The sequence below is a fragment of the Microbispora sp. H11081 genome (assembly GCF_012999535.1).
GTDB lineage: Bacteria > Actinomycetota > Actinomycetes > Streptosporangiales > Streptosporangiaceae > Microbispora.
Window position 1 is genome coordinate 348,901 of the sequence record NZ_JABBWV010000003.1, and the last position, 22,908, is coordinate 371,808.

Below are 22,908 nucleotides of genomic sequence, written 5' to 3' on the forward strand. Positions count from 1 at the left end.
CCGTTCACACGCCCGCGAGGGCCTCGCGGGCGTCGGCGACCCAGCGGGGGACGCCCACCCGCTCGGCCACCGCCAGCGCCTTCTCGTAGTGGTCGCGGGCCGGCAGGCCGAGCCGTACGGCGAGGTCGCCGAGCGTCCTTGCCACCGGCCACAGGGCGACCACACCGGTGCCGGCCCCGGCGATCCGGTCGCGGAACGGCGCCAGCTTCTCGTACGCCTCCCGCATGCGGTCAGCGTCGTCCAGCAGCATCCCGGCGAGTGCCCGCCAGATGAGGGCGAGTTCGTAGAGGAAGTCGGTGCGGACCGGTTCCCTGCTCGCGGCCACCACCCGGGCGTCCCTGACGTGGCCGGCCGAGGCGAGCGCCACGGCGTAGGCGTCGAGGGTCCACTTGGCGCCGCGCTGGTGCGCCTCGCCCAGCGGCTCGGCCATCTCGGCGGCCCGGCCGTCCACCAGGTGGAGGCAGAACGTGGCGATCAACGGCAGGTCCTGGCGGCCTTCGAGCATGCCGGCCCGCGCGGTCAGCCGGGCGGCGTTCCGGTAGGCGCGCTCGGCCGCCGCGTAGTCACCGGTGATCATCAGCCGCTGCCCGGCGTACCACGCGCCGACGGCGGCGGGGGCGGGCAGGTCGTAGCGGCGGCCGAGCCCTTCCGCCTGGGCGAGATGCTCGTCGGCCTCGGTGAAGTCGCCCCGGGCCGCCGCGCACTCCAGCAGCACGAGGTGCGCCAGCGTCTGCACGGCGATCTGGCCCGACTCCGTCCCGACCCGCAGCAGCTCACGGCCGATGATCTCGCGCTCGTCGACCTGCGTCAGCGTGTACGACTGCCGCAGCCGGCCGCTCAGCGCCATCGCCAGCAGGGCGGGGTCGCCGCTCGCCCTCGCCAGTTCCTCGGCCTCCAGCGACGCCTGGTAGCCGCGTTCGGTGGCCGACCCCTCCAGCTCCAGGGCCAGCGTGGCCAGCAGGCTGGCCCGCAGGGACTGCTCGCCCTCCGGCAGCTCGACCAGCGCCTTCTCCGTGACGTCGACGATCTCCCAGGCCGTACGCGTGAAGTCGCGGGCGATGCCCTTGTGCGGCACCGCGAGCGCCGCCGCGACCCGGGCGGTCAGCTCCAGGTCGCCGAGCGGCAGCGCGACCGACATCGCCTCCCCCCGGTGGGCGCGGGCCGCGGTCATGTCCCCGCACAGTGCCAGCGCCCTGATGAGCCTGAGCTGCAGCTCCAGCCGCTCGCGCACCGGCCCACGCCCCGCGTGGGCACGGCCCGCCTGGGCGCGGTCGAAGGCGGCGATGGCCTGCTGCCAGAGCGTCGCGGCCTCCCGGTGGGCGAACCTGCGCTCGGCCTGCTCGGCCGCGAGCCCGGTGTAGCGCACGGCTTTCGCCGCGGTCTCCACCGTGCCGGCCGCGTCGTAGTGGTGGGCGAGCGCGGCCACGTCGTTCGGGCTGCGCTGCTCGATCACCGAGGCGACCGCCCCGTGCAGGCGCGAGCGGCGCAACCGTGAGGCGTCGGAGTAGAGGGTGTCCCTCACCAGATCGTGGTCGAATCTGAGCAGGCCGGGCCCCGGCTCGGTCACCAGCCCGGCCAGCAGCGCCGCCTCGACGGCGTCGACCACGGCGTCCTCGTCGCCTGACACGTCGACCAGCACGTCGACGTCCACGTCGCGGCCGATCACGGCGGCCTGCAGCAGCACCTGCTGGGCACGCTCTGGCAGCCGGGCGATCCGCCGCCGCAGCACGTCGCGCACGCCGGAGGGCACCTCGGAGATGTCGGCCTCGGCCTCGAACAGCCGGGCCGTCTCCTTGACGAAGAACGGGTTGCCCCCGGCCCGCTCGACGATCGTGCTGACGACCTCGTCGTCGACCTCGTGCACGCAGGTCGCCCGGACGAGCTCCGCCACCGCGGCGTCGTCGAGGCCGCCGAGCCCGACGCGTACGGGGTGGAGCCTGGCCAGTGCGGCGAGCACGTCCTGCTGCTGGTCGTTCAGCTCGCCGTCCCTGCAGGTCACCACGACCAGCACGCGGCTGGCCGCGAGCAGGCTGGGCAGCGCGCGCAGCAGCGCGAGCGTCTGGTCGTCGGCCCAGTGCAGGTCCTCGAGGAGGATCAGCAGGGGGGCCTCGCGCGCCACGGCCGAAAGGTAGCCGCCGACGGCCCGGTGCAGCCGGAAGCCGCCCGACGCCTCGTCGTCGGCGCTGTCGGGGGCGGTGTCGTCGAGCAGCGGCGCGAGCAGCGCGGCGTACTCGCCCGCGCCCCTGCGGGCCACGAGCGCGCGCAGCACCTCGACCCAGGCCCAGCCGGGCGGGGTCGCCGTGCTGTCGGGGCAGCCGCCGGTCGCCCCGATCCAGCCCTCGCGCTCCAGCCGTTCGAACAGCCGCCGCACCAGCGTCGTCTTGCCCGCGCCCGGGTCGCCGCTGATCACGGCGACGGTGAAGCGGCCCGCCTGGGCGCGCGGCACGGCGGCGGCGAGCGCGGCCAGTTCCGCGTCGCGGCCGACGAACGGCTCGGGCTCCAGCGGGGGCGCGTCGCCGGTCGCGACCGGCCTCGGGGGCCAGGTCGCGCTGATCTCGGGGGGCCGCCGGGGTGCGGGGAGCACGAGCTCGAGCCCGGGGGCCTGGGCGAGGATGTCCGACTCCAGCTTGCGCAGCGCGGGACCGGGGTCGATGCCCAGCTCGTCGGACAGGATCGTGCGGGCCCGGCGCAGCGCGGCGAGCGCGTCCCCCTGCCGCCCGCACCGGTACAGGCCGAGCGCGAGCAGCCGCCAGCCCTCCTCGCGCAGGGCGTGCTCCGTGGTCAGCGCCTCGAGATCGGGCACGGTCTCGGCGTGCAGGCCCATCCGCAGCCCGGCGTCGGCATGCCGCTCCCTGGCGACCAGGCGCAGCTCGCTGAGCCGCGCCACCTCCGCCTCCGCCCAGGGCTGGTCGGCGAAGTCCGAGTAGGGCGTGCCGTGCCACAGCGCGAGCGCCGCGTCGAGCCGGGCCCTGGCGGCCTGCGGGCTCTCGTCCAGCCGCTCCCCGGCCAGGCGGACCATGGCCTCGAAGCTCAGCGCGTCCACCTGTTCCGGGGCGGCGCGCAGGGCGTATCCCGACGCGACCGTCACGAGCAGCCGGTTGGGCCCGCCACGCGGGCGGTTCGGCTCGAGCACCCGGCGCAACCGTGAGATGTAGACCTGCAACCCCGACTGGGCGCCCTTGCCGGCGTCGTCGTCCCACAGGTCGAACAGCAGGGTGTCCACCGGCACGACCTGACCACGCGCCACGAGCAGGCGGGCCAGCACCGCGCGCTGCCGCAGCCCGCCGAGGTCGAGCTCGTCGGTGTCGTGCGCCCCCACCGGCCCGAGGACCCGGAACGTCACCGGGCTCATCGGGCGCTCCTCCGCTGTCGTGCGCGGTGCCCGCAGGCCGCCGCGGATTGCCGTCGTGTCTCGGGTTGCCGTCGCATGTCAGGCGCCACCGTATGCGCGTCCGCGAAGCGGGCACAAGGCTTCCGCCGACCCGGACACCCTCACCTTTCCTCCGTGAGTTTAGGAGATCACGAGGGGGTCCCGCAGACAGTCAGGGGACGCGCGTGCGGCTCGGGGAGGGGGCGGGACCGGCGCCCGCGGCGCGGCCGTCCCTCCTGCGCAGCAGCGCCCATCCGCCGAGCGCGAGCCCGCCCCACGGGATCTCGATCGTGTAGGTCCAGAAGCCGAAAAGCACGGCCGCGGCGGTGGCCCCGTCGGCGGGCTGGCCGAACGCCCCGATCAGCAGCGTGGCGACGCCGCCCTCCATGATCCCCGCCCCGCTGGGCGTGACGAGGGCGGTGGTGAGGACGCGGCTCAGCGCGAAGACGGCGACCGTCTCCGCCGGTCCCGGGTAGGAGCCGGTGGCCACCAGGCAGGCGGCCATGATCAGGCACTGGAGGACGAGGAAGCCGGCCATCCCCAGCGACAGGCCCGCCCACCGGGTGTGGATGATGTCGGCCGTGTCCCCGCGCAGCCGTTCGATCGCCGCCGACGCGGCGTGCTCCGCCGGGCGGAACCGCCGGGGCGCGAGCCGTACGAGCCCGTCCAGCGCGCGGCCGAGCACGGCGGCGGCGCGGTCCCAGTAGAGTGCGGCGGCCACCACGGCCACCAGGGCGAGTATCGACACCGCGCCGGCCCAGCCCGCGTTGGCGACCGTGGGGTTGGTGGCCTTGCCGGCGATCAGCAGGCACAGGATCCCGACGGCGGGCAGGATGAAGCGGAACAGCGAGTTCCAGATGCCGGTGACCAGCGTGTAGACGACGATCGGCCGGTTGGCGAAGCCCCAGCCGCGGGTCATGCCGAACGTCAGGGCCACGCCCGCCGCGCCGCCGAAGGGCAGCAGGTTGCTGACCGCGCTCCCGGCCGCGTTGAGCGTGAGGGCCTGCGTGTGCGTGAGGCCGGGCAGCGCGGAGGTCATCACGAACGTGTACGCCCACAGGCTCGCCAGCCACAGGGCGGTCATCAGCGCGATCGTGTGCCATCCGAGGCCGCCGAACTGCCTGCCGATCTCCCCCCAGCTCACGGTGGCGCCGGTCAGGGCGTGCACGATCTGCGGCAGGTAGATCACCAGTGTCGCGGCCAGCCCGAGCGACGCCGCGGACAGCACGATCCGCAGCCACTTCCTGTTCACCCGCGTACGCCCCCAGTCCGGTGTCGGTCCATCCCAGTCTGCCGGGCCGCCCGGGCGGTTCGGCTCCTCCTGCCGGAGGATCCCCGCCCTCAGGGGTTGTCGAACGGGTGGCGCAGGCGGGTGCCGCGGGGCAGCCCGCGGCGTACGTACCACTCCGTGCCGAAGATGTAGCGGTAGGCGAAGCCGGGGATCCGCAGCATCGCGCCCAGCGTGCGGTCGCCGTCGCCGCCGGTGGCCTGGGTGGCGTGGGCCGCCATCGCCGCCCGCTTGGCCCTGGCGTACGCGCGCACGTTGACCCGGTGGGTGATCGCGTCCCTGGGGGAGTAGGCCCGTTCGAAGCTCCGCACGTCGATGGCCGGATAGAACCGGGAGGCGAGCCGTACGCCCTTGAGCAGCAGGTCGCGGTCGACCGTCGCCTCCAGCACGATCGGCGTCCCCGCGATCTCGGCGGCCCTGCCGCCCACCCGGTAGACCTGCACGTGGTCGGGGTGGCCGTAGCCGCCCGCCGGGTCGTAGATGGTGAGGAGGTCGGCCGTCTCCTCCTTGAGCACCGCGGCCAGCCGCTGGGCGGCCTCCTCGATGTCGGCGTCGATGAACGCGTTGTCCGGCCGGTCGTCGGCCACGCCGCCGTCGATGGCCAGGCCGGAGTCGCCGTAGCCGAGCTGCACGACCCGGGCGCAGCCCAGGGCCGCGGCGGAGCGGTGCAGTTCCTCCATCCGGGCCCTGCCCAGTTCCTCGCCGTGGGGGAGCTCGGCGAGGCCGCGCTCGCCGGCCGTGGCGACGACGAGCACCACGCGGTGGCCCTCGTTCGCCAGCATGGCCATGGTCCCGGCGGTCAGCAGCGCCTCGTCGTCGGGATGGGCATGGAAGAACACCGCTGTCCTCATCGCGCCCCACGGAACGTCGTCATCGCGTGCTCCACTCGTCTGCGCCGCCGCGGCTGCCGTGGCGGCCGGTTCCCGACATGATCCCACGTGGCCGGTCCCGAACCGCGCCGCCCTCCCCACGAGCGGTTTGATGGGCGTGGCGCGCTCTGCCAGGCTGACCCGGTGAGGATTCTTCACGTCAGCGACTGTTATCTGCCGCGGCTCGGGGGAATCGAGGTGCAGGTCGCCGACCTCGTCAGGGCCCAGCGTGAGGCGGGCCACACGGTCGAGGTGGCGACGGCGACGCCGGGGGAGCGGCTGCCCGGCGTGCACCGCGTGGTCGCGAGCCTCCCGTTCGACCTGCCCGTCCACCCCAGGGGCACGGCCCACCTGCTGCGGCTGATGACGAGCGGGCGGTTCGACGTGGTGCACGTCCACACGGGGGCGGTCTCGCCGTTCGCGTGGATGGGGGTGCGCGCGGCGGTCCTGGCCAGGCTTCCGGTGGTCGCGACGGTGCACAGCATGTGGGATCCGGTCACGCGGGGCGTGTACCGGGCGCTGCAGGCGGCCTTCGGATGGCGGCGCTGGGGCCTGGTCCTCACCGCCGTGAGCGAGGCGGCCGCCCGCCCGATCCGCGCGGTGGCCGGGCCGCGCGTGCCGGTGCAGGTCGTCTCCAACGGCCTCGACGTGACCTCGTGGCGCCCAGGCCCCGGCGCCGTACGGGCCACGGGGGACGGCACTGGGGACGGCACTGCGGACGGCGAGGCGGACGGGACGGTGCATGTGGTGGCGGTGGGGCGGCTGGCGCCGCGCAAGCAGCCGTTGCGCCTGCTCAAGCTGCTGGAGACGGCGCGCGACCGGGTGCCGCCGGCCATCGCGATGCGCGCGACGATCGTGGGCGACGGCCCGGCCAGGGGCCGCATGGAGCGCTACCTGCGGGCGCACGGGATGAGCTGGGTGTCGCTGCCGGGCAGGTACAGCCGCGAGCAGATCAAGGACCTGCTGGCCGAGGCCGACGTGTTCGTGGCCCCGGCTCCGCGCGAGTCGTTCGGCCTGGCCGCGCTGGAGGCCCGCGCGGCCGGTGTGCCGGTGGTGGCACGGGCCCAGAGCGGCGTGGCCGACTTCGTCAGGCCGGGCAAGGAGGGTCTGCTGGGCCGCTCGTTCGACGACCTCGTCGCCTCGGTCGCGCGGCTGGCCAGGGATCCCGGGCTGCGCCGGTCGATCGCCGAGCACAACCGGGAGACCGAGCCGGTCCGGTGCTCCTGGCCCGCCGTGCTGGAGGGCTTCGCCCGCTGCTACGAGCTGGCCAGGAACTGACCCGGGCCCACCGTCCTAGTAGGGGAGGACCCTTCCCGAGGGGGTGCGCAGGTCGACCGGAGCGGGAGTTCTCGGCGGCCGCGGTCGCGGCACGATCTGCACCTTCTTCATCGGGGCCCTCCTTTCGGCGGTGTCCGTCAGCTGGTGCCGTCATGATTCCCACGAATTGGCCAGAATTATCCTCCGGACGTCAGTTCTTGTTCTTGTAACATGCGCTCTTCGCTCACCCGCGTGTCAGGCGTCGCCGGCCGGTGTGGCGCCCGGCGGGGCAGACCAAGATCTATCTGATAAGCGCGGGGTGCTCGATTTGGCGGCGTTTGGCGAGCGCCGTCTCAATGTGCTGCTCCATGATCCGCGCGCGTTCGTGATCTCCCTGCCGGGCGCTGGCGGAGGCGAGATCACGGACCACCCGGAGTACGGCTCCCGCGACCTCCTGCAGGTGCTTTTCCACATGCCAGGTATCGCTGAGCGGATCGAGGCCGAGGACATTCAGCATGGCCCGGACCGACCGACATTTCGCGGCGGCCAGTTCGCGATCTCCTGACGCCAGTGCGGTGTTGCCCTCGGCCACCTCGCCGTGGACGGCCGCCAGGGCCTGCGGCACGTTGAGGTCGTGGTCCATCGCCTCGCTGAACTGCGGGAGCAGAGGCGCGGCGGCGTCGGATCCCACCCGCAGCACGAACCTCTCGACGCGCCGGTAGGCCGCCGCCGCCTCGTCCAGGGCGTCCGGGCTGAATTCCATCGGCGACCGGTAATGGGCCGCCGTCAGGTAATAGCGGAGTTCGACCGGCCGCACACGGTCGAGCAGGGCGGGGACGGCCAGTGGGTTGCGCGGGTGCTTGCGTATCTTCTCGCCCCGGTGGGTGACAGGCCCGTTGTGCAGCCAGAAGCGCGCGAACGGATCCCCGGCGGCCCGCGACTGGGCCATCTCGTTTTCATGGTGCGGAAATATGAGATTTACTCCGCCGCCGTGGATGTCGAATTCCGCGCCGAGGTATCTGCGGGCCATCGCGGAACACTCCAGATGCCACCCTGGGCGCCCCTCGCCCCAGGGTGAGTGCCACACCGGCTCACCGGGTTTCGCGCTCTTCCACAGCGCGAAATCGCGCGGGTCGCGTTTTCCCCGCTCGTTTTCCTCGGCCGCCCGCAGATGCCCGGCCTGCTGCCGGGAAAGGGACCCGTAGTTCGGGTAGGAGCCGACCGAGAAATACACGTCCCCGTCGGACTCGTAGGCGTGCCCGGCCGCCACGAGTTGCTCGACCATCTCGATCATCTCGGGGATGTGTCCCGTCGCCCGTGGCTCCACGCTGGGCGGAAGGCAGCCCAGGAGCGTGTACGTACGGACGAAGGCGCGGTGGACGGGATCGGTGATCCGCCACCAGGGGACTCCTTCCGCGACGGACCTGCGAATTATCTTGTCCTCGATGTCGGTGACGTTCCTGCATAACAGGACCTCATATCCGCTGCTTTTCAACCAGCGATGCAGAATGTCGAAATTCACCTGCGATCTGAGCTGTCCCAGATGGGGCGGCACGACGACGGTGGGACCGCAGAGATAAATCGACACCATTCCGGGAATTCGGGGGACGAAATCGCGGACGGCGCGGCCATGCGTATCGTAAAGGCGAAGACCCACCTAGCCGAGGGTAAGCGACCTGTTCGCTCGCTGTCGATAGCGCGCGTGGACCCGGGTCCGCACACCCGGAAATGGCGATTGTGAGGACGGGGAATAAGGACGATCGGCCCCTTGGTTGGCGCAGACATGGAGCCGACGAAACGGGGCCGCGTCCGGGTGGAGACGACGGCCAAGCGCGTGCGCGTCCTCGTGGAGGGCCGCGTGGTGGCCGACACCACGCGGGCCCTGCTGGTCTGGGAGGGCCCCTACTACCCGACGTATTACTTCCCGGCGGACGACGTCCGCGTGGCGGAGTTGAGGAACACGGGGGAGACGCGGCACTCGCCCAGCAGGGGGGACGCGGTGGTGCACGACGTGGCCGGCCGGCCGGGGGCGGCCCTTGTGTATGGGGACGACGTGTACGGGGACGACGCCCCGCTGGAGGAGATCAGAGGTCACGTCCGCTTCGACTGGGACGCGATGGACAACTGGTTCGAGGAGGACGAGGAGGTCTTCGTCCACGCCCGCGACCCCTACACCCGGGTGGACGTCCTGGCCAGTTCGCGCCACATCCGGGTGGAGGTGGACGGCGTCACCGTCGCGGACTCGCGCGCGCCGCGCATCCTGTTCGAGACCGGCCTGCCGCCGCGCTACTACCTGCCCAAGACCGATGTGCGGCTCGACCTGCTGCGCCCGTCGCCGACGGTGACCCACTGCCCGTACAAGGGCCGCGCGGTGTACTGGTCGGTCGGCGAGGGCGAGTCGGGCGCGGACCTGGTCTGGTCCTATCCCACGCCGCTCCCGGAGTCCCAGAAGATCGCCGGACTGGTCGCCTTCTACGACGAGAAGGTGGACGTGTACGTCGACGGCGTCCTCCAGGACCGCCGGAGACCGTAGGCCGCGGCCGGAGGGCGCGGTGTCAGCGGCGGATCACGTGGAGGACGCTGGCGATGCGTTCCGCGGCGGTGACAACATCGGAGGCATGCCCGATCCGGCCCGCCCACGACAGCCAGTACCACCACTCGCCGTCGCTCGCGTTGGACGCCAGCACGTCCTCCGCCATCGCGGGCTCCATGGGGTTGATGACACGCAGACGCGGATAGAGGCCTGCCGGCGCCGTCAGGCGCACCTGGAAGGAATGGGCCTCGAGCTGCGCCGCGAGCCGCTCCAGGTGGTCCATCGCCTCGCTGCGGTCTACCGTCGTCATCGTGAACCTCCGGGGAACGTCAGGACCTAACACCGGACAGGGTGAACCCGCCACGACCTAGCGGCAATCGTGCGGATTCGCCGAAACCGTGCAATAACCAGGGAAGTCGCCCGCATTCCGTGGAACACCTGCGGGTTCCCGAACACGAAGCCATAACAGTCGCGGGAGGTTGTGTGCCTGCGCGTTTACCGTGGGGAAACAACCGTAAACGGGGACCGCTTCACCAGTGGAGGGCACGCACATGGCCCGCGGAGAGCACTCACCCGCTTGCGCGCGTCGCTGGCGCGAACAGGCACAGGCACGGCAGTGGACGCTCTGGCAGACCGTCCAGGCGATCCACGGCTGCTGCGGCGTCAGCCTGCTGAAGGCCCACCGGCTCGGCCGGGGGTGGTCGGCACGGCAGGCGATCGAGGAGCTGGAGCACCTGTGCGAGCAGCAGGATCTCGGCCATCCGAGGGCGAGCATCGACCTGCTGAACGCCTGGGAGAACAACCGGGCGCGCCCGCGCCCGCAGACCATCGACCTGCTGGCCAGGCTCTACCGGGCCAACGCCGTACGGCTCGGCCTGGCCGCCGACTACTGCGAGGACGCGGGCGGCCAGAAGATCGTGGTGGTCGGGCCCGGCCAGGCCGGCGAGCAGGCCAGGACCGAGGACCAGGTGCCCGACGACGCGGAGCGCAGGGCGCTGTTCCACCAGGCGATGCTCATGGGCACGCCCAACGGCCGGTTCTTCGCCGAGGTCGAAGGACTGCGTCACGACCTCGACCGCACGCTGGCCACCGGCACGGTGAGCGAGGACCAGCTCGACCGGCTCGACGAGCAGGTGCTGCGCTACCGCAGGGAGTACATGACGACCCCGCCGACGCCGATGCTCTGCCGGGTCATGCTGGAGATCTCCGATGTGCGCCGGCTGAGCGCCGCCCGCCAGCCGTCGTCGGCGCAGCGCCGCCTGCTCACCGCGACCACGATGCTCACGCTGCTCGCCGCCGACGCGCTGATGAAGCTGGGCGACACCCGGCAGGCCCACGCGTGGTACGGCACGGCGCGGGCCGCCTCCGACGACGTCGGCGACCTGCGGCTGCGGGCGCTGGTGCGCGCCCAGCAGACCATGCTCCTCTACTACTACGGGGACCTGAACGAGACCGTGCGGCTGGCCCGCGAGGCGCGGATGCTGGCCGGCTCGGCGCCCAGCTCGCCCGCGGCGCTCGCGGCGGCGGCCGAGGCCCGCGCGCTCGCCAGGATGGGGGACGGCAAGGCCGCCAGGACCGCGCTCGCGGAGGCGGAGCAGATCTTCGCCAGGATGCGCGGCATGAGCCAGGACGACCTGGCCTTCGTCTTCACCGAGAAGCGGATGAAGTTCTACCGCACAGGCACGCTGATCGAGCTGGGGGACGCCCAGCAGGTGCAGGCCATCGACGGGTTCCCTCCCGGCTTCCAGACCATCGACCCGGCGCTGATCCTGCTCGACCAGGCGAGCCACCTGGCCAGGAACGGCGACCACGAGGAGGCCTGCAGGATCGCCTCGGACGCTCTCCGGCAGGTCCCCGCCGAGCACCGCACCTCGATCGTCGTCACCCGGGCCAGAGCCCTGCTGGCCGACGCCGACCCCGCGTTGCCCTCCGTACGGCGTCTGCGGCGGGTGCTGGCGGAGTCGGTGCCCACGCTCGCCCTCAGCGGGCTGTTCCCCGCGACCGACTCATCCGCCGCCGAGAACGCGTGAAAACCGCGATGAGAACCATGGAGCCGGCGCCGCTGGCCGAGGAGGCGTTCAGGGTCCTGCGCGACGTCTGCGCGACGATCGGGGTGGACGCGCGCGGCGCGCAGCTCCTGCGGCTGCGCAGCAACGCGGTCTTCAAGCTCCGCGCGAACGCGTGCGGCGCGGAGCTGGTGGTCAGGATCGCGACCGCGCCGGACGCGCTGACCCGCCTGCCGGCGGTCGTGGCGGTCGCCCGCTGGCTCGCCGACCGTGGCTTCCCCACCGTGCGGCCGGCCGACGAGATCGCCGACCAGCCGATCGTGCACGCCGGCAGGGCGGTCACCTTCTGGCGGTACGTCCCCTCCCGCGGCCGCCCGACGACCCGGCAGCTCGGCCGGGTGCTGCGCAGCCTGCACCGGGAGCCGGTGCCGCCGGTGGCGCTGCGGACGCTCACCGACCCGCTGGCGGAGGTGCGGCACGCGGTGGAGCACCGGGCCGAGGTGCTCACCTCCGGCCAGCGGTCGTGGCTGAGTGACCGCATCGAGGAGCTCACCGGGCGCTGGCGCGACCTCGACACCGGCGCACCGGTGCTGCTGCACGGCGACGCCTGGATCGACAACCTGCTGCGGTGCCAGGACGGGCACGTGGTGCTGTGCGACTGGGACGGCGTGGCCGTCGGCCCGCGCGAGTGGGACCTGGTGCACACCTACCACGGTCAGCGCCGCTTCGGCCTCTCGACGGCCGACGTGGACGAGTTCGCCCGCGCGTACGGCCTGGATCTGCGGCTGTGGCCCGGCTACACCACCCTCATGGAGGTGCGGGACATGTACGCCGTGGGCATCCACATCCGCAACGCCTCCGGCGACCCGTTCTCCCGGCAGGAGTTGCCCAGGCGGCTCGACTCGCTCACGCGGGGTGACGGGCACGCGCGCTGGTACATGGCCGCACCGGCATAGCCCGGGGTAATCGCGGGTACTGTCCGTACAGGCTGCGAGTGTCGCAGTAGACAATTCCTGAAAACATGGTTTGTAAAAAGCGCACCCGGGGTCGTCCCGGCAGCGGACGTGCGCGCATAATCAGCGTCTCACGCGGTCGCGTAACGATTCCGCTACGCAGCCTCATGCTCTCGACCTGGGAACATGGTGTGGCTTCCAAGAAGGAGAAGCAGTTGTCTGAAGGCACTGTCAAGTGGTTCAACGCCGAAAAGGGCTTCGGTTTCATCGCTCCGGACGACGGCACCGCTGACGTGTTCGTTCATTATTCGGCGATCAATTCGAACGGTTACCGGACACTGGACCAGAACCAGCGGGTCAGCTACGTGACCGTTCAGGGCAACAAGGGACCGCAGGCCGAACAGGTCACGCCGCTGTAGGACGTGACCGTCGGTGACGACACCGGCCCGCGCCGCTCCGGCGGCGCGGGCCGGATGTTTTGCCCAGTTTTTACCGGGCAGCGGGAAGGGTCATGAGACTCAGCATGACCTCCGACCTGTGGTGGAAGAACGCGGTCGTGTACTGCCTCGACATCGAGACCTTCGCCGACGGCAACGGCGACGGGATCGGCGACTTCAGGGGGGCGATCCAGCGCATCGACCACCTCGACCGGATGGGCGTGACGTGTATCTGGCTCATGCCGTTCTTCCCGACGCCGGACAAGGACGACGGGTACGACATCACCGACTTCTACAGCGTCGATCCGCGCCTTGGCACGCTCGGCGAGTTCGTCGAGTTCATGCGCGTGGCCTCGGACAGGGGCATCAGGGTCATCGCCGACCTCGTGGTCAACCACACCTCCGACGAGCATCCCTGGTTCAAGGACTCGCGCTCCAGCCGGGACTCCCGCTACCGGGACTGGTACATCTGGTCGGACAAGCCGGAGCCCGACGATCCCGAGGGCGTGGTGTTCCCCGACAAGGAGAACAGCCTGTGGGAGTACGACGAGAAGACCGGGCAGTACTACTACCACCGGTTCTACCGGTTCCAGCCCGACCTGAACACCACCAACCCGGAGGTGCGGGACGAGATCTCCCGCATCCTCGGATTCTGGATGGAGCTGGGCCTGTCGGGCTTCCGGGTGGACGCCGTGCCGTTCCTCGTCGAGCAGATCTCGGGCGGCGACGACCTGCCCGATCCGCACGAGTTCTTCGCCTGCCTGCGGGCCTTCCTCAGCCGCCGTGACGGCAGCGCCATCCTCCTCGGCGAGGTGAACCTGCCGTACGACGAACTGGTGCGGTACTTCGGCGACGATCTCGGCGACGAGATCACCATGTGCTTCGACTTCATCACCATGCAGCGGACGTACCTGTCGCTGGCCCGCCAGGACGCGGGCCCGCTGGCCGCCGCCCTGCGGGAGCGGCCGTCCCCGCCCAAGGACTCGCAGTGGGCGACGTTCCTGCGCAACCACGACGAGCTCACGCTCGACAAGCTGAGCGAATCCGAGCGTGAGGAGGTCTTCGCCGCCTTCGGCCCGGACAAGGACATGCAGCTGTACGGCCGCGGCCTGCGGCGGCGCCTGCCCACGATGCTGGGCGGCGACATGGAGCGGATCAAGATGGCCTACAGCCTGCTGTTCTCCCTGCCGGGCACGCCGGTGCTCTTCTACGGCGAGGAGATCGGCATGGGGGAGAACCTGGAACTGGAGGGCCGCCAGTCCGTCCGCACGCCGATGCAGTGGACCCCCCACCGCAACGGCGGCTTCAGCGACGCCGACCCCTCGAAGGTGCGCATTCCCATGCCCACCGGGGACTACGGTCCCGAGAAGGTCAACGTCAGCGCGCAGGAGCGCGACCCCGAGTCGCTGCTGGCCTGGATCACCCGGCTGATCAGGCACTACCGCGACTGCCCGGAGTTCGCGTGGGGCGAGTACACCGTGCTCGACACCGGCGCGCCGGCCGTGCTCGCCCACCGGGCCGACTGCGACGGCGAGACGGTCGTGGCCGTGCACAACCTCGGTGCGGCGGAGACGGAGGTGGAGATCACGCTGGCCGGGCTCGACTCGTCCATGGTGCTGACCGACCTGCTGGTGGACGGCACGGTCGAGGTCTCCGACGACGGTAAGGCCCGCTTCCCCGTCGGCCGGTACGGCTGCCGCTGGTTCCGCGCCTCCACCCCCGAGACGGCCCCCGCGGATTCCGCCGACGTCTCCTAGGGGTTTCCTCAGGGGCGGCTCGGGTGGATCTCCGATGGGCCGCCGCCCTCCCCGCGGCCACAGTGAAGTGCCATGGGGATGGTCTTGGGATACCTGCTGGTGGCGACCGGCGCCGCCGCGATGCTCGCGTTACACCTGGTGGCCGGGCTCGACCCGCTCACGGCGATGATCAGCGAGTACGCGTTCGCGCCGCACGGCTGGCTGCTGCCGGTCTCGCTGACGGCGATCGCCACGGGCTCGGCCGTCCTCGCCCTGGGGCTGGCGCGGCTGGACCGGCGTGCCCCGCTGCTGGTGGGGGTGTGGAGCGCAGGCCTGCTGCTGGTGGCCGGGTTCCCGACCGACCGGCCGGGGATGTCGCTCTCGTTCTCCGGCGGCGTCCACCGCTACGCCGCGTTCGCCGCCTTCATCGGCCTGCCGATCGCCGGGCTGCTCGTCGCCCGGGCCACCCGCTCGCGCCTGGTGGGCGTGCTGTGCGCCGTCGCGCTCGGCTCACTGCTCCTCGTGGTGCTGCCGTACGCCTTCCGGACGCTGCACCTCGACCCCGGCACGGTGCCCGCCGGGCTCACCCAGCGCCTGACCGTCGTCTCCGAGGTGGCGGCGATGGTGGCGATGGCGGCGATGGCCGCGCGCTCACCGGCCAGGCGCAGGGCCGTCGAGCGTGTCGAGGGCGTCCTCGACGGCGCGGTGGAAGGTCGGATAGGCGTACATCGTGTGCCGCAGACTCGTGGTGGGGATCTCGTTCCGCACCGCCATCAGCAGCGCGCCGAGCACCTCCCCGCCGGCGGGCCCGGCACTCGTGGCGCCGACCAGCACGCCGCGCCGCGCGTCCTCCACCAGCTTGACGAAGCCCTCGTGCCCCGCCCCGTGGATCCAGCCGCGCGCCGACTCGGCGACCTGGGCGAAGCCCACCCGCACGTCGAGCCCGGAGTCCCTGGCCTCCGGCTCGGTGAGGCCGACCGAGCCCACCTCAGGGTCGGTGAAGGTGACCCTGGGCACCGCCCGGTAATCGGCGGCGGGACCACCCTCGCCGAGGATGTCGCGGGCCGCGACCCTGCCCTGGTAGACGGCCACGTGCGTGTAGGCTCCCCGGCCGGTCACGTCGCCCACCGCCCACACGCCGTCGGCGGCGCGCATCCGGTCGTCCACGGCGACGAACCCGGCGCTCTCGTCGAGGCCGGCGTGCCCCGCGCCGATCGCGGCCAGGTCGGTGCCGCGGCCGGTGGCGACCAGCAGGCGCGCGGCGCGCAGGGCCCTGCCGTCCTCCAGCGTAAGGGTGAAGCCGTCGCCGTCGTGCCGCACCCGCGCCGCCGCGACGCCCGTGTAGGTCACGAGGCCCTCGCCGGCGAACACCCGGGCCAGCAGCCGGCCCGCCTCGGGCTCCTCGCGCGGCAGCAGGCGGTCGGCTGCCTCCACGACCGACACCCGCGTGCCGAACCGGGCGAACACCTGGGCGAGTTCGCAGCCGACGGCCCCGCCGCCCAGCACGATCAGCGACTCGGGCGCCTGCCGGGTCGTGACGGCGTTCCTGCTCGTCCAGTACGGGGTGCCCGCCAGGCCGTCGAGCGCGGGGAGGGCGGGGCTGGTCCCGGTGGCGAGGACGATCCCGCGCCGGGCCCGCAGCACCCGGCCGGCCACGGCCACCTCACGCGGCCCGGTGATCCGGCCGAGGCCGCGGACGAGGTGGACGCCGGCGCTCTCGAAGTGCTCGGCCCTGGCGTCGTCGCTCCAGCCGTCCGTGGCCTCTCCGGCGATCCGGTCGATCACCGTGTCCCACCGCGGGGACACCCGCACCGAGCCGGCCATTCCCGCCACCCGCCGCGCCTCGGCCAGCAGCCCCGCGGCCCGCACCATCATCTTCGAGGGGACGCAGCCCCAGTAGGCGCATTCGCCACCGATCAGGCGGGCCTCCACACCCGCCACGCTGAGGCCGGCCTCCGCCAGCCGGCCCGCGACGCACTCTCCGCCGGGCCCCAGCCCGAGAACCACCACGTCGTACATCCCGTCCATGGGCTTCAACTGCCCAGATGAAGCCGGGGCGCACGGGAAAGAGGGGAAAACGCGAGGGGCGGGCCGATGAACGGCCCGCCCCTCGCGTCACAGGTGTCAGATCAGGCCGAGCGCCCGCACGGCGTCCCGCTCCTCGACCAGTTCGCCGACCGAGGCGTCGATCCGCTCGCGCGAGAACGCGTCGATCTCCAGGCCCTGGACGATCTCCCAGCGGCCGTTCCTCGACACCACGGGGAAGGAGGAGATGACGCCCTCCGGCACTCCGTACGAGCCGTCGGACGGGATGGCGGCCGAGGTCCAGTCGCCCTCGGGCGTGCCGTTCACCCAGTCGTACACGTGGTCGATCGCCGCGTTGGCGGCGGACGCCGCGGAGGACGCGCCGCGCGCCTCGATGATGGCGGCGCCGCGCTTGGCGACGGTCGGGATGAAGGTGTCGCGCAGCCACTCCTGCTCGACCTGCTCGGCCGCGATCTTGCCGCCGACCTCGGCGTGGAAGAGGTCCGGGTACTGGGTGGCGGAGTGGTTGCCCCAGATCGTCATCTTCTTGATCTCGCTGACCGGCACGTTCAGCTTGGCCGCGAGCTGCGAGAGCGCGCGGTTGTGGTCGAGCCGGGTCATCGCGGTGAACCGCTCGGCCGGCACGTCGGGAGCCGCGGACTGCGCGATGAGCGCGTTGGTGTTGGCGGGGTTGCCCACCACGAGCACGCGTACGTCGTCGGCGGCGTGGTCGTTGATGGCCTTGCCCTGCGGGCCGAAGATGCCGCCGTTGGCCTCCAGGAGGTCGCCGCGCTCCATGCCCTTCGTACGGGGACGGGCGCCGACAAGCAGCGCGACGTTGGCGCCGTCGAAGGCCTTGGCCGGGTCGTCGGAGATCTCGATGCCGCGCAGCAGCGGGAACGCGCAGTCGTCGAGCTCCATCGCGGTGCCCTCGGCCGCCTTCAGGGCCTGCGGGATCTCCAGAAGGCTGAGCTTCACCGGAGTGTCAGCCCCGAGGAGCTGGCCCGATGCGACGCGGAAGAGCAGCGCGTAACCGATCTGGCCGGCCGCGCCGGTGACGGTCACTTTGACGGTCATGACGTTCCCCATTCGCGATATGTGTGACTACCGGATGTTACCCGTCGGGCCTGCTCCCCTCGCACCGGCCCTCTGGCCACGCGTTTCACCTGCGAAATGGTGAAACTTTCACGAAACACGCAAGTGACTTCGGACGTAACACCGTGGTGGAACCCCTGCTCGGACGCGAAGTGCGCATGGGGTCGCGAGCCTGGGGACCATCGGCCCTTGACGGGGTCTCTGTACGGCACAGGAGGTGGTGCCTATGGTTCGTGGGAGCGCTCCCAAGCGCAGTAAACACGCCAGGAGGACCTTCCCAATGAGATCCACCCCCCGACCGGGAGCCGTGAGCTCCACGGTGCGCCGCGGCCTGGTCGCGGCGGCCGTGCTCGCGCTCGGTTCCACGGCGGCCGTCGCCACCGCCACATCGGCGAGTGCCGCCGTCGCCTGCAACGTCAACTACAGCGCCAGTGAGTGGCAGGGCGGCATGTCCGTCAACCTGACCATCCAGAACCTGGGCGACGCGCTCAACGGATGGACGCTCACCTTCAGCTTCCCGAACAGCGGCCAGCACGTCAGCCAGGGCTGGTCGGGCAACTGGAGCCAGTCGGGCAGCAACGTGACCGTGACCGCCATGGACTGGAACAAGTCCATGCCCAGCGGTTCCTCGACGAGCATCGGCTTCAACGGGACCTGGAGCGGCAGCAACCCCACGCCGACCAGCTTCAAGATCAACGGCGTGACCTGCAACGGCGCCACGCAGTCGCCGTCGCCCTCGCCGTCGCCGTCGGCGTCCCCCTCGGCCTCGCCGTCCGCTTCTCCGTCGGCCTCGCCCTCGGCCTCCCCGTCGGCCTCCCCGTCGGCGTCCCCCTCGGCGTCCCCGTCCGCTTCTCCGTCGGCCTCGCCTTCGCCGTCCCCGTCCCCCTCGGTGACCCCCTCGCCCGGCGTGCACGTGGACAACCCGTACGTCGGCGCCACGGGTTACGTGAACCCGGACTGGTCGCGGAGCGCGTCGAACGAGCCGGGCGGCTCGCGCGTCGCCAACCTGTCCACGGCGGTCTGGCTGGACCGCATCGCGGCGATCAGCTCAGGCTCGGCCGGCAACAACGCCATGGGCCTGCGTGACCACCTGGACGAGGCGGTCAGGCAGGACGCGGCCAACGGCAGCGCGCCCCTCACGATCCAGGTCGTCGTCTACGACCTGCCGAACCGCGACTGCTCGGCGCTCGCCTCCAACGGTGAGCTGAAGATCGCCCAGAACGGTCTCGCGCGGTACAAGGCCGAGTTCATCGACGTCATCGCCGGCATCATGGCGGACCCGAAGTACTCCAACCTCCGCATCGTGACGATCATCGAGCCCGACTCGCTGCCGAACCTGATCACCAACGTGAACGCGTTCGCGGCGTGCCAGGAGGCCCAGTCCTCGGGCGCCTACGTCCAGGGTGTGCAGTACGCGCTTAACAAGCTGCACGCGATCCGGAACGTCTACACCTACGTGGACGCGGCGCACCACGCCTGGCTCGGCTGGGACAACAACTTCAGCCCGATGGTGAACCTCTTCCACCAGATGGCGACCGGCACCACCGCGGGCGTGAACAGCATTGACGGTTTCATCGTGAACACCGCCAACTTCTCCGCGACGATCGAGCCGCACTTCACCATCAACACCATGGTGAACGGTCAGTCCGTGCGCCAGTCCAAGTGGGTCGACTGGAACTGGTACGTGGACGAGCAGTCCTTCGCGGTCGGCCTGCGCAACGCCCTGGTGGCGAAGGGCTTCCCGAACACGCTGGGCATGCTGATCGACACCTCCCGCAACGGCTGGGGCGGCTCGGCCAGGCCGACCGCGGCGAGCACGTCCACCAACGTGGACACCTTCGTCAACCAGTCCCGCATCGACCGCCGCATCCACGCCGGCAACTGGTGCAACCAGTCCGGCGCGGGCCTCGGCGAGCGTCCGACGGCGGCCCCCGCCGCCGGTCTCGACGCCTACGTCTGGATCAAGCCTCCGGGTGAGTCCGACGGCTCCAGCTCTCAGATCCCGAACGACGAGGGCAAGGGCTTCGACCGGATGTGTGACCCGACCTACACCGGTAACTCGCTGAACGGCAACAACATGTCCGGTGCCCTCTCCGGCGCCCCGGTCTCGGGCCACTGGTTCTCGGCCCAGTTCCAGCAGCTCATGCAGAACGCCTACCCGCCCCTCTCGTAACACGAGGCGCGAGTGACAGAGGGCCCCGCCGCATCCGCGGCGGGGCCCTCCCTTTTTCCCGTACGGTCGCGGGCCCGGTCAGGTGTAGTGACTGGACCCGCTGCTCCTGGTGAGCTTGAGCACGACCGACACGATCAGCGCGATCGCGCCGATGATCAGTACCCATTTCAGCGCCCCGAAGATGAGCCCGATGACGGAACCGAGAAGGAAGAACCCGACGATGACGGCTGCGGCGATGAGGAGAATGCGTCCCATGCCTTCACCGTACGGGCCGCACTCCCCCCGCTCACAGGGCAGAAGGCCAAGTTCAGGGCAGAGTCAGGGTCGTCTCAGGGTCTGGTCGAGGTCTAGTCGTTGGCGTGCAGCGCCGCGTTCAGCTCGACTCCCCGGCTGTCGCGGGAGACCGCCTCGACCGCGCCGGTCGTCGAGTTGCGGCGCAGCAGCACACCCGACTTGCCCGACAGCTCCCTGGCCTTCACGACCGCTCCGTCCGGAAGCGTGACCTTGGTGCCCGCCGTGACGTACAGCCCGGCCTCCACGACGCAGTCGTCGCCCAGCGAGATCCCGACGCCGGAGTTGGCCCCGAGCAGGCACCGCTCGCCGATCGAGATGACCTCCTTGCCGCCGCCGGACAGCGTGCCCATGATCGAGGCGCCGCCGCCCACGTCGGACCCGTCGCCGACGACCACTCCGGCGGAGATGCGGCCCTCCACCATGGAGGTGCCGAGCGTGCCGGCGTTGTAGTTCACGAAGCCCTCGTGCATGACGGTGGTGCCGCTCGCCAGGTGGGCGCCGAGCCGTACGCGGTCGGCGTCGGCGACCCGCACCCCGGGGGGCAGCACGTAGTCGACCATGCGGGGGAACTTGTCCACGCCGTAGACGGTCACCGGGCCCCGGGCGCGCAGGCGCAGCCGCACCTCCTCGAAGCCCTCCACCTTGCACGGGCCGTGGTTGGTCCACACGACGTTGGCCAGCAGCCCGAAGATCCCGTCGAGGTTGATCGAGCGCGGCCGGACCAGGCGGTGGGACAGCAGGTGCAGCCGCAGGTACACGTCGTGCGCGTCTGCCGGCGGGGCCGACAGGTCGGCGATGCCGGTGCGCACGGCCACGACCTCGACGCCCCGGGCGGCATCGGGGCCGACCAGGTCCGCCATGCCGTCGCCGAGGTCCTCGCCCGCGATCGGCTCGGTGCCCACGGCCGGGGGCTCGCCCAGCGCCGGGAAGGGGAACCAGGTGTCCAGCACGGTGCCGTCCGCGGCGATCGTGGCGAGGCCGATGCCGTACGCACCCGAAGTGGTGGAGTCGATAGCTGTCATGTGCACCTACGCTACCGGCTCACGATGAGGGTTCCCCTGGCCGGACGAGGCCCGACTCGTAGGCGTACCTGACGGCCTGGGCGCGGTCGCGCAGGCCCAGCTTGGCCAGCAGGCGGTTCATGTGCGTGCTCACCGTCGCCTCGCCGATCGACAGCGCTCCGGCGATCTCGCCGTTCGACAGCCCCCGCGCGACCAGGCGCAGCACCTGCTCCTCGCGCGGCGTCAGCCCGGTCTCCGGCGGTGGCGCGGCGGGCCGCGCGCGGCGGTAGGCGTCCACGACCCTGCCCGTGACGGCGGGGTCGAGCGGCAACTCGCCGCGGGCGGCGCTGCGGATCGCCGCGAACAGGTGCTCGGGCGGCGAGACCTTGAGCAGGAAGCCGCCGACCCCGGCGCGCAGGGCGTGGTCGAGGTTCTCGTCGGTGTCATAGGTCGTCAGCATGATCACACGCGGCGGCTCTGGCGCGGACAGGATCCGCCTGGCCGCCTCCAGGCCGTCGAGGCGCGGCATCGCGATGTCGAGCAGCACGACGTCGGGCCGCAGGCTCCGGGCCAGTTCCACGGCGCGTTCGCCGTCGGACGCCTCGCCCAGCACGGCGAGGTCCGGCTGGGTGCCGATGACCAGGCGCAGCCCGGCCCGGATCATCGCCTGGTCGTCGGCGATGAGAATGCCGATCCGGCTCACAGGGGCAGCACCGCCCGTACGCCGAACCCGCCCGAGGCGAGCGGCCCCGCGGTGAGCGTGCCGTGGAACAGCGCGGCCCGCTCCCGCATGCCGATCAGCCCGTGCCCGCCCTCCTGCCCGACGCGCGCCCGCGCCCTGCCCTGGCGCGGGCCGTGGTCGACGACCTCCAGGCGCAGCTCCCCGGGGCGGTAGTCCACGGTGACCGCCGCCCGGGTCGGGCCGGCGTGCTTGAGCGCGTTGGTCAGCGCCTCCTGCACGATCCGGTAGGCCGACAGGTCGAGCCCGGCCGGCAGCGGCACCGGGTCCCCCCGCACCTCCAGGGTCACCTCCAACCCTGCCGCCCTGACCTGGTCGAGCAGGTCGTCCAGCCGGTCGAGGCCGGCCTGGGGGCCCGTGTCCGCCTGCGGCCCGCGCAGCAGGCCGAGCATCCGGCGCAACTCGTCCACCGCGCCGCGGCCCGTCTCCTCGATCGACGCGAGCACCTGCCGCTCGCGTTCCTGGTCCTCGCGCAGCATGAGCCGTACGCCGCCGGTCTGCATGGTCATGAGGCTGACGCTGTGGGCGACGATGTCGTGCAGTTCGCGGGCGATGCGGGCGCGCTCCTCCGACACCGCCTCGCGGGCCAGCAGTTCGCCGCGCTCGGCCGCCTGCACCGCGAGCGCGCGGTGCCTGCGCACGGCCAGGCCGGCGCCGGCCGCGATCGAGGACATGACGACCGCCACGGCGACGTCGCCCCATCCGGCCCGCGGGGACGAGGCCGCCAGCATGGAGACGACGTACGCGCCGGTCGCGGCCAGACCGGCCACGGCCTTCGCACTGCCGGGCCGCACCTCCGACAGCAGGGTGAACAGCAGCACGAGCTCGGTGTAGAACTGCCAGGCCGCCGCCATCTGGGGGGTGAGGGCGAACAGCAGGACGTTGACGGCGGAGTAGACGCACAGGATCGCGAAGGGGGCGCGGCGCCGGAACAGCACGCCCACGGCGGTGACGACCCCGGCGGCGATCCAGAGGGGGAGCTGCTCGCGGGACGGGCCCGTCGAGCGCCCGCCGATCTCCTCGGCGATCGAGAACAGGCCCACGGCCACCGCGACGATCCAGTCGACGAGGGTGGGGGGACGGCGGTGGAGCATGACGGAGACAGTAGCCGCCACCGGGTCAGGTACTCACG

The 22,908-nt window shown here is 71.9% G+C and carries 19 protein-coding genes and 3 pseudogenes; 9 read left to right on the forward strand and 13 right to left on the reverse strand.

The genetic code is table 11. The features are described from left to right. Positions 1-4 precede the first annotated feature (4 nt). From HHX31_RS11210 to HHX31_RS11220, 3 genes are all read right to left on the reverse strand, one after another. Positions 5-3,352 carry an AfsR/SARP family transcriptional regulator gene (locus tag HHX31_RS11210; RefSeq protein ID WP_169947882.1) on the reverse strand — a complete coding sequence of 1,116 codons (3,348 nt, stop codon included), beginning with the start codon at positions 3,350-3,352 and terminating at the stop codon, positions 5-7. 190 nt (positions 3,353-3,542) lie between these two features. Then, positions 3,543-4,622 (reverse strand): YbhN family protein, encoded by a 1,080-nt coding sequence (locus tag HHX31_RS11215; RefSeq protein ID WP_169947884.1) that lies wholly within the window; start codon positions 4,620-4,622, stop codon positions 3,543-3,545. Between the two features lie 89 nt (positions 4,623-4,711). Then, positions 4,712-5,509 (reverse strand): PIG-L deacetylase family protein, encoded by a 798-nt coding sequence (locus HHX31_RS11220; protein WP_169947886.1) that lies wholly within the window; start codon positions 5,507-5,509, stop codon positions 4,712-4,714. A 162-nt stretch (positions 5,510-5,671) separates the two neighbouring features. On the opposite strand from HHX31_RS11220, the gene HHX31_RS11225 reads away from it, so the two are divergent. Continuing rightward, complete coding sequence (locus HHX31_RS11225; protein ID WP_169947888.1) at positions 5,672-6,805, forward strand: glycosyltransferase family 4 protein; 1,134 nt, start codon at positions 5,672-5,674, stop codon at positions 6,803-6,805. A gap of 280 nt (positions 6,806-7,085) precedes the next feature. On the opposite strand, the gene cysS is transcribed toward HHX31_RS11225, so the two are convergent. Further along, the gene (gene cysS, locus HHX31_RS11230; protein WP_169947890.1) at positions 7,086-8,441 is read right to left on the reverse strand and encodes a cysteine--tRNA ligase; all 1,356 of its coding nucleotides are present in this window, start codon (positions 8,439-8,441) and stop codon (positions 7,086-7,088) included. Positions 8,442-8,567: 126 nt separating this feature from the next. Between cysS and HHX31_RS11235 the strand changes: the two genes are divergently transcribed. Beyond that, complete coding sequence (locus HHX31_RS11235) at positions 8,568-9,317, forward strand: DUF427 domain-containing protein (protein WP_169947892.1); 750 nt, start codon at positions 8,568-8,570, stop codon at positions 9,315-9,317. Positions 9,318-9,339: 22 nt separating this feature from the next. Here HHX31_RS11235 and HHX31_RS11240 read toward each other — a convergent pair whose 3' ends face one another. Continuing rightward, positions 9,340-9,627: a hypothetical protein gene (locus HHX31_RS11240; RefSeq protein WP_169947894.1), complete on the reverse strand. Its 288-nt coding sequence runs from the start codon at positions 9,625-9,627 to the stop codon at positions 9,340-9,342. A gap of 241 nt (positions 9,628-9,868) precedes the next feature. Here HHX31_RS11240 and HHX31_RS11245 point away from each other — a divergent pair, with 241 nt between their 5' ends. The 4 genes from HHX31_RS11245 (at position 9,869) to HHX31_RS11260 (ending at position 14,470) form a co-directional block, all read left to right on the forward strand. Then, entirely contained in the window at positions 9,869-11,347 is a 1,479-nt protein-coding gene (locus HHX31_RS11245; RefSeq protein WP_169947896.1) for an XRE family transcriptional regulator, read from the forward strand. Between the two features lie 8 nt (positions 11,348-11,355). Continuing rightward, on the forward strand, positions 11,356-12,279 hold the full coding sequence (locus tag HHX31_RS11250) for a phosphotransferase enzyme family protein (RefSeq protein ID WP_169947898.1): 924 nt from the start codon (positions 11,356-11,358) through the stop codon (positions 12,277-12,279). Between the two features lie 212 nt (positions 12,280-12,491). Continuing rightward, positions 12,492-12,695: a cold-shock protein gene (locus HHX31_RS11255; RefSeq protein ID WP_079315906.1), complete on the forward strand. Its 204-nt coding sequence runs from the start codon at positions 12,492-12,494 to the stop codon at positions 12,693-12,695. Positions 12,696-12,787: 92 nt separating this feature from the next. Then, positions 12,788-14,470, forward strand: a complete 1,683-nt coding sequence (locus tag HHX31_RS11260; protein WP_169947902.1) for an alpha-amylase family protein — start codon at positions 12,788-12,790, stop codon at positions 14,468-14,470. Between the two features lie 8 nt (positions 14,471-14,478). Here the strand turns inward: HHX31_RS11260 and HHX31_RS34225 are convergent, their stop codons facing one another. After that, the gene (locus HHX31_RS34225) at positions 14,479-14,703 is read right to left on the reverse strand and encodes a hypothetical protein (RefSeq protein ID WP_249345864.1); all 225 of its coding nucleotides are present in this window, start codon (positions 14,701-14,703) and stop codon (positions 14,479-14,481) included. Between HHX31_RS34225 and HHX31_RS35915 the strand changes: the two are divergent. Next, positions 14,636-15,028: pseudogene (locus HHX31_RS35915) on the forward strand (DUF998 domain-containing protein); the annotation flags it as partial. The gene HHX31_RS34225 and the pseudogene HHX31_RS35915 sit on opposite strands and share 68 nt — an antisense overlap. Positions 15,029-15,100: 72 nt before the next feature. Here HHX31_RS35915 and HHX31_RS11270 read toward each other — a convergent pair. Beyond that, entirely contained in the window at positions 15,101-16,477 is a 1,377-nt protein-coding gene (locus tag HHX31_RS11270; RefSeq protein WP_169948327.1) for an NAD(P)/FAD-dependent oxidoreductase, read from the reverse strand. Positions 16,478-16,573: 96 nt separating this feature from the next. Further along, entirely contained in the window at positions 16,574-17,551 is a 978-nt protein-coding gene (locus tag HHX31_RS11275) for a malate dehydrogenase (protein ID WP_169947904.1), read from the reverse strand. A 298-nt stretch (positions 17,552-17,849) separates the two neighbouring features. On the opposite strand from HHX31_RS11275, the pseudogene HHX31_RS35920 reads away from it, so the two are divergent. Beyond that, positions 17,850-18,266 (forward strand): annotated as a pseudogene (locus tag HHX31_RS35920) (cellulose binding domain-containing protein); the annotation flags it as partial. 65 nt (positions 18,267-18,331) lie between these two features. Here HHX31_RS35920 and HHX31_RS35925 read toward each other — a convergent pair. Then, positions 18,332-18,508: pseudogene (locus HHX31_RS35925) on the reverse strand (hypothetical protein); the annotation flags it as partial. 7 nt (positions 18,509-18,515) lie between these two features. Here HHX31_RS35925 and HHX31_RS11280 point away from each other — a divergent pair. Next, positions 18,516-19,742 carry a glycoside hydrolase family 6 protein gene (locus HHX31_RS11280; RefSeq protein ID WP_396710868.1) on the forward strand — a complete coding sequence of 409 codons (1,227 nt, stop codon included), beginning with the start codon at positions 18,516-18,518 and terminating at the stop codon, positions 19,740-19,742. A 78-nt stretch (positions 19,743-19,820) separates the two neighbouring features. Here the strand turns inward: HHX31_RS11280 and HHX31_RS11285 are convergent, their stop codons facing one another. From HHX31_RS11285 to HHX31_RS35070, 4 genes are all read right to left on the reverse strand, one after another. Continuing rightward, a complete protein-coding gene (locus HHX31_RS11285; protein WP_169947336.1) occupies positions 19,821-19,997 on the reverse strand; it encodes a hypothetical protein in 177 nt (58 codons plus the stop codon). Positions 19,998-20,089: 92 nt separating this feature from the next. Next, a complete protein-coding gene (gene dapD / locus HHX31_RS11290; protein WP_169947908.1) occupies positions 20,090-21,058 on the reverse strand; it encodes a 2,3,4,5-tetrahydropyridine-2,6-dicarboxylate N-succinyltransferase in 969 nt (322 codons plus the stop codon). A gap of 19 nt (positions 21,059-21,077) precedes the next feature. Then, on the reverse strand, positions 21,078-21,740 hold the full coding sequence (locus tag HHX31_RS11295; protein WP_311931736.1) for a response regulator transcription factor: 663 nt from the start codon (positions 21,738-21,740) through the stop codon (positions 21,078-21,080). Beyond that, on the reverse strand, positions 21,737-22,870 hold the full coding sequence (locus tag HHX31_RS35070; RefSeq protein ID WP_169947910.1) for a sensor histidine kinase: 1,134 nt from the start codon (positions 22,868-22,870) through the stop codon (positions 21,737-21,739). Before HHX31_RS35070 ends, HHX31_RS11295 begins: the two co-directional genes overlap by 4 nt. Positions 22,871-22,908 lie beyond the last annotated feature (38 nt).

Bases quoted from the DNA above. Each gene is read 5' to 3' on its own strand.
- HHX31_RS11260 (WP_169947902.1), top strand. From the start codon at position 12,788: ATGAGACTCAGCATGACCTCCGACCTGTGGTGGAAGAACGCGGTCGTG.
- HHX31_RS11235 (WP_169947892.1), top strand. From the start codon at position 8,568: ATGGAGCCGACGAAACGGGGCCGCGTCCGGGTGGAGACGACGGCCAAG.
- HHX31_RS11210 (WP_169947882.1), bottom strand. From the start codon at position 3,352: ATGAGCCCGGTGACGTTCCGGGTCCTCGGGCCGGTGGGGGCGCACGAC.
- dapD (WP_169947908.1), bottom strand. From the start codon at position 21,058: ATGACAGCTATCGACTCCACCACTTCGGGTGCGTACGGCATCGGCCTC.
- HHX31_RS11245 (WP_169947896.1), top strand. From the start codon at position 9,869: ATGGCCCGCGGAGAGCACTCACCCGCTTGCGCGCGTCGCTGGCGCGAA.
- HHX31_RS11275 (WP_169947904.1), bottom strand. From the start codon at position 17,551: ATGACCGTCAAAGTGACCGTCACCGGCGCGGCCGGCCAGATCGGTTAC.
- HHX31_RS11250 (WP_169947898.1), top strand. From the start codon at position 11,356: ATGAGAACCATGGAGCCGGCGCCGCTGGCCGAGGAGGCGTTCAGGGTC.
- HHX31_RS11285 (WP_169947336.1), bottom strand. From the start codon at position 19,997: ATGGGACGCATTCTCCTCATCGCCGCAGCCGTCATCGTCGGGTTCTTC.
- HHX31_RS11220 (WP_169947886.1), bottom strand. From the start codon at position 5,509: ATGAGGACAGCGGTGTTCTTCCATGCCCATCCCGACGACGAGGCGCTG.
- HHX31_RS35070 (WP_169947910.1), bottom strand. From the start codon at position 22,870: ATGCTCCACCGCCGTCCCCCCACCCTCGTCGACTGGATCGTCGCGGTG.
- HHX31_RS11270 (WP_169948327.1), bottom strand. From the start codon at position 16,477: ATGGACGGGATGTACGACGTGGTGGTTCTCGGGCTGGGGCCCGGCGGA.
- HHX31_RS11240 (WP_169947894.1), bottom strand. From the start codon at position 9,627: ATGACGACGGTAGACCGCAGCGAGGCGATGGACCACCTGGAGCGGCTC.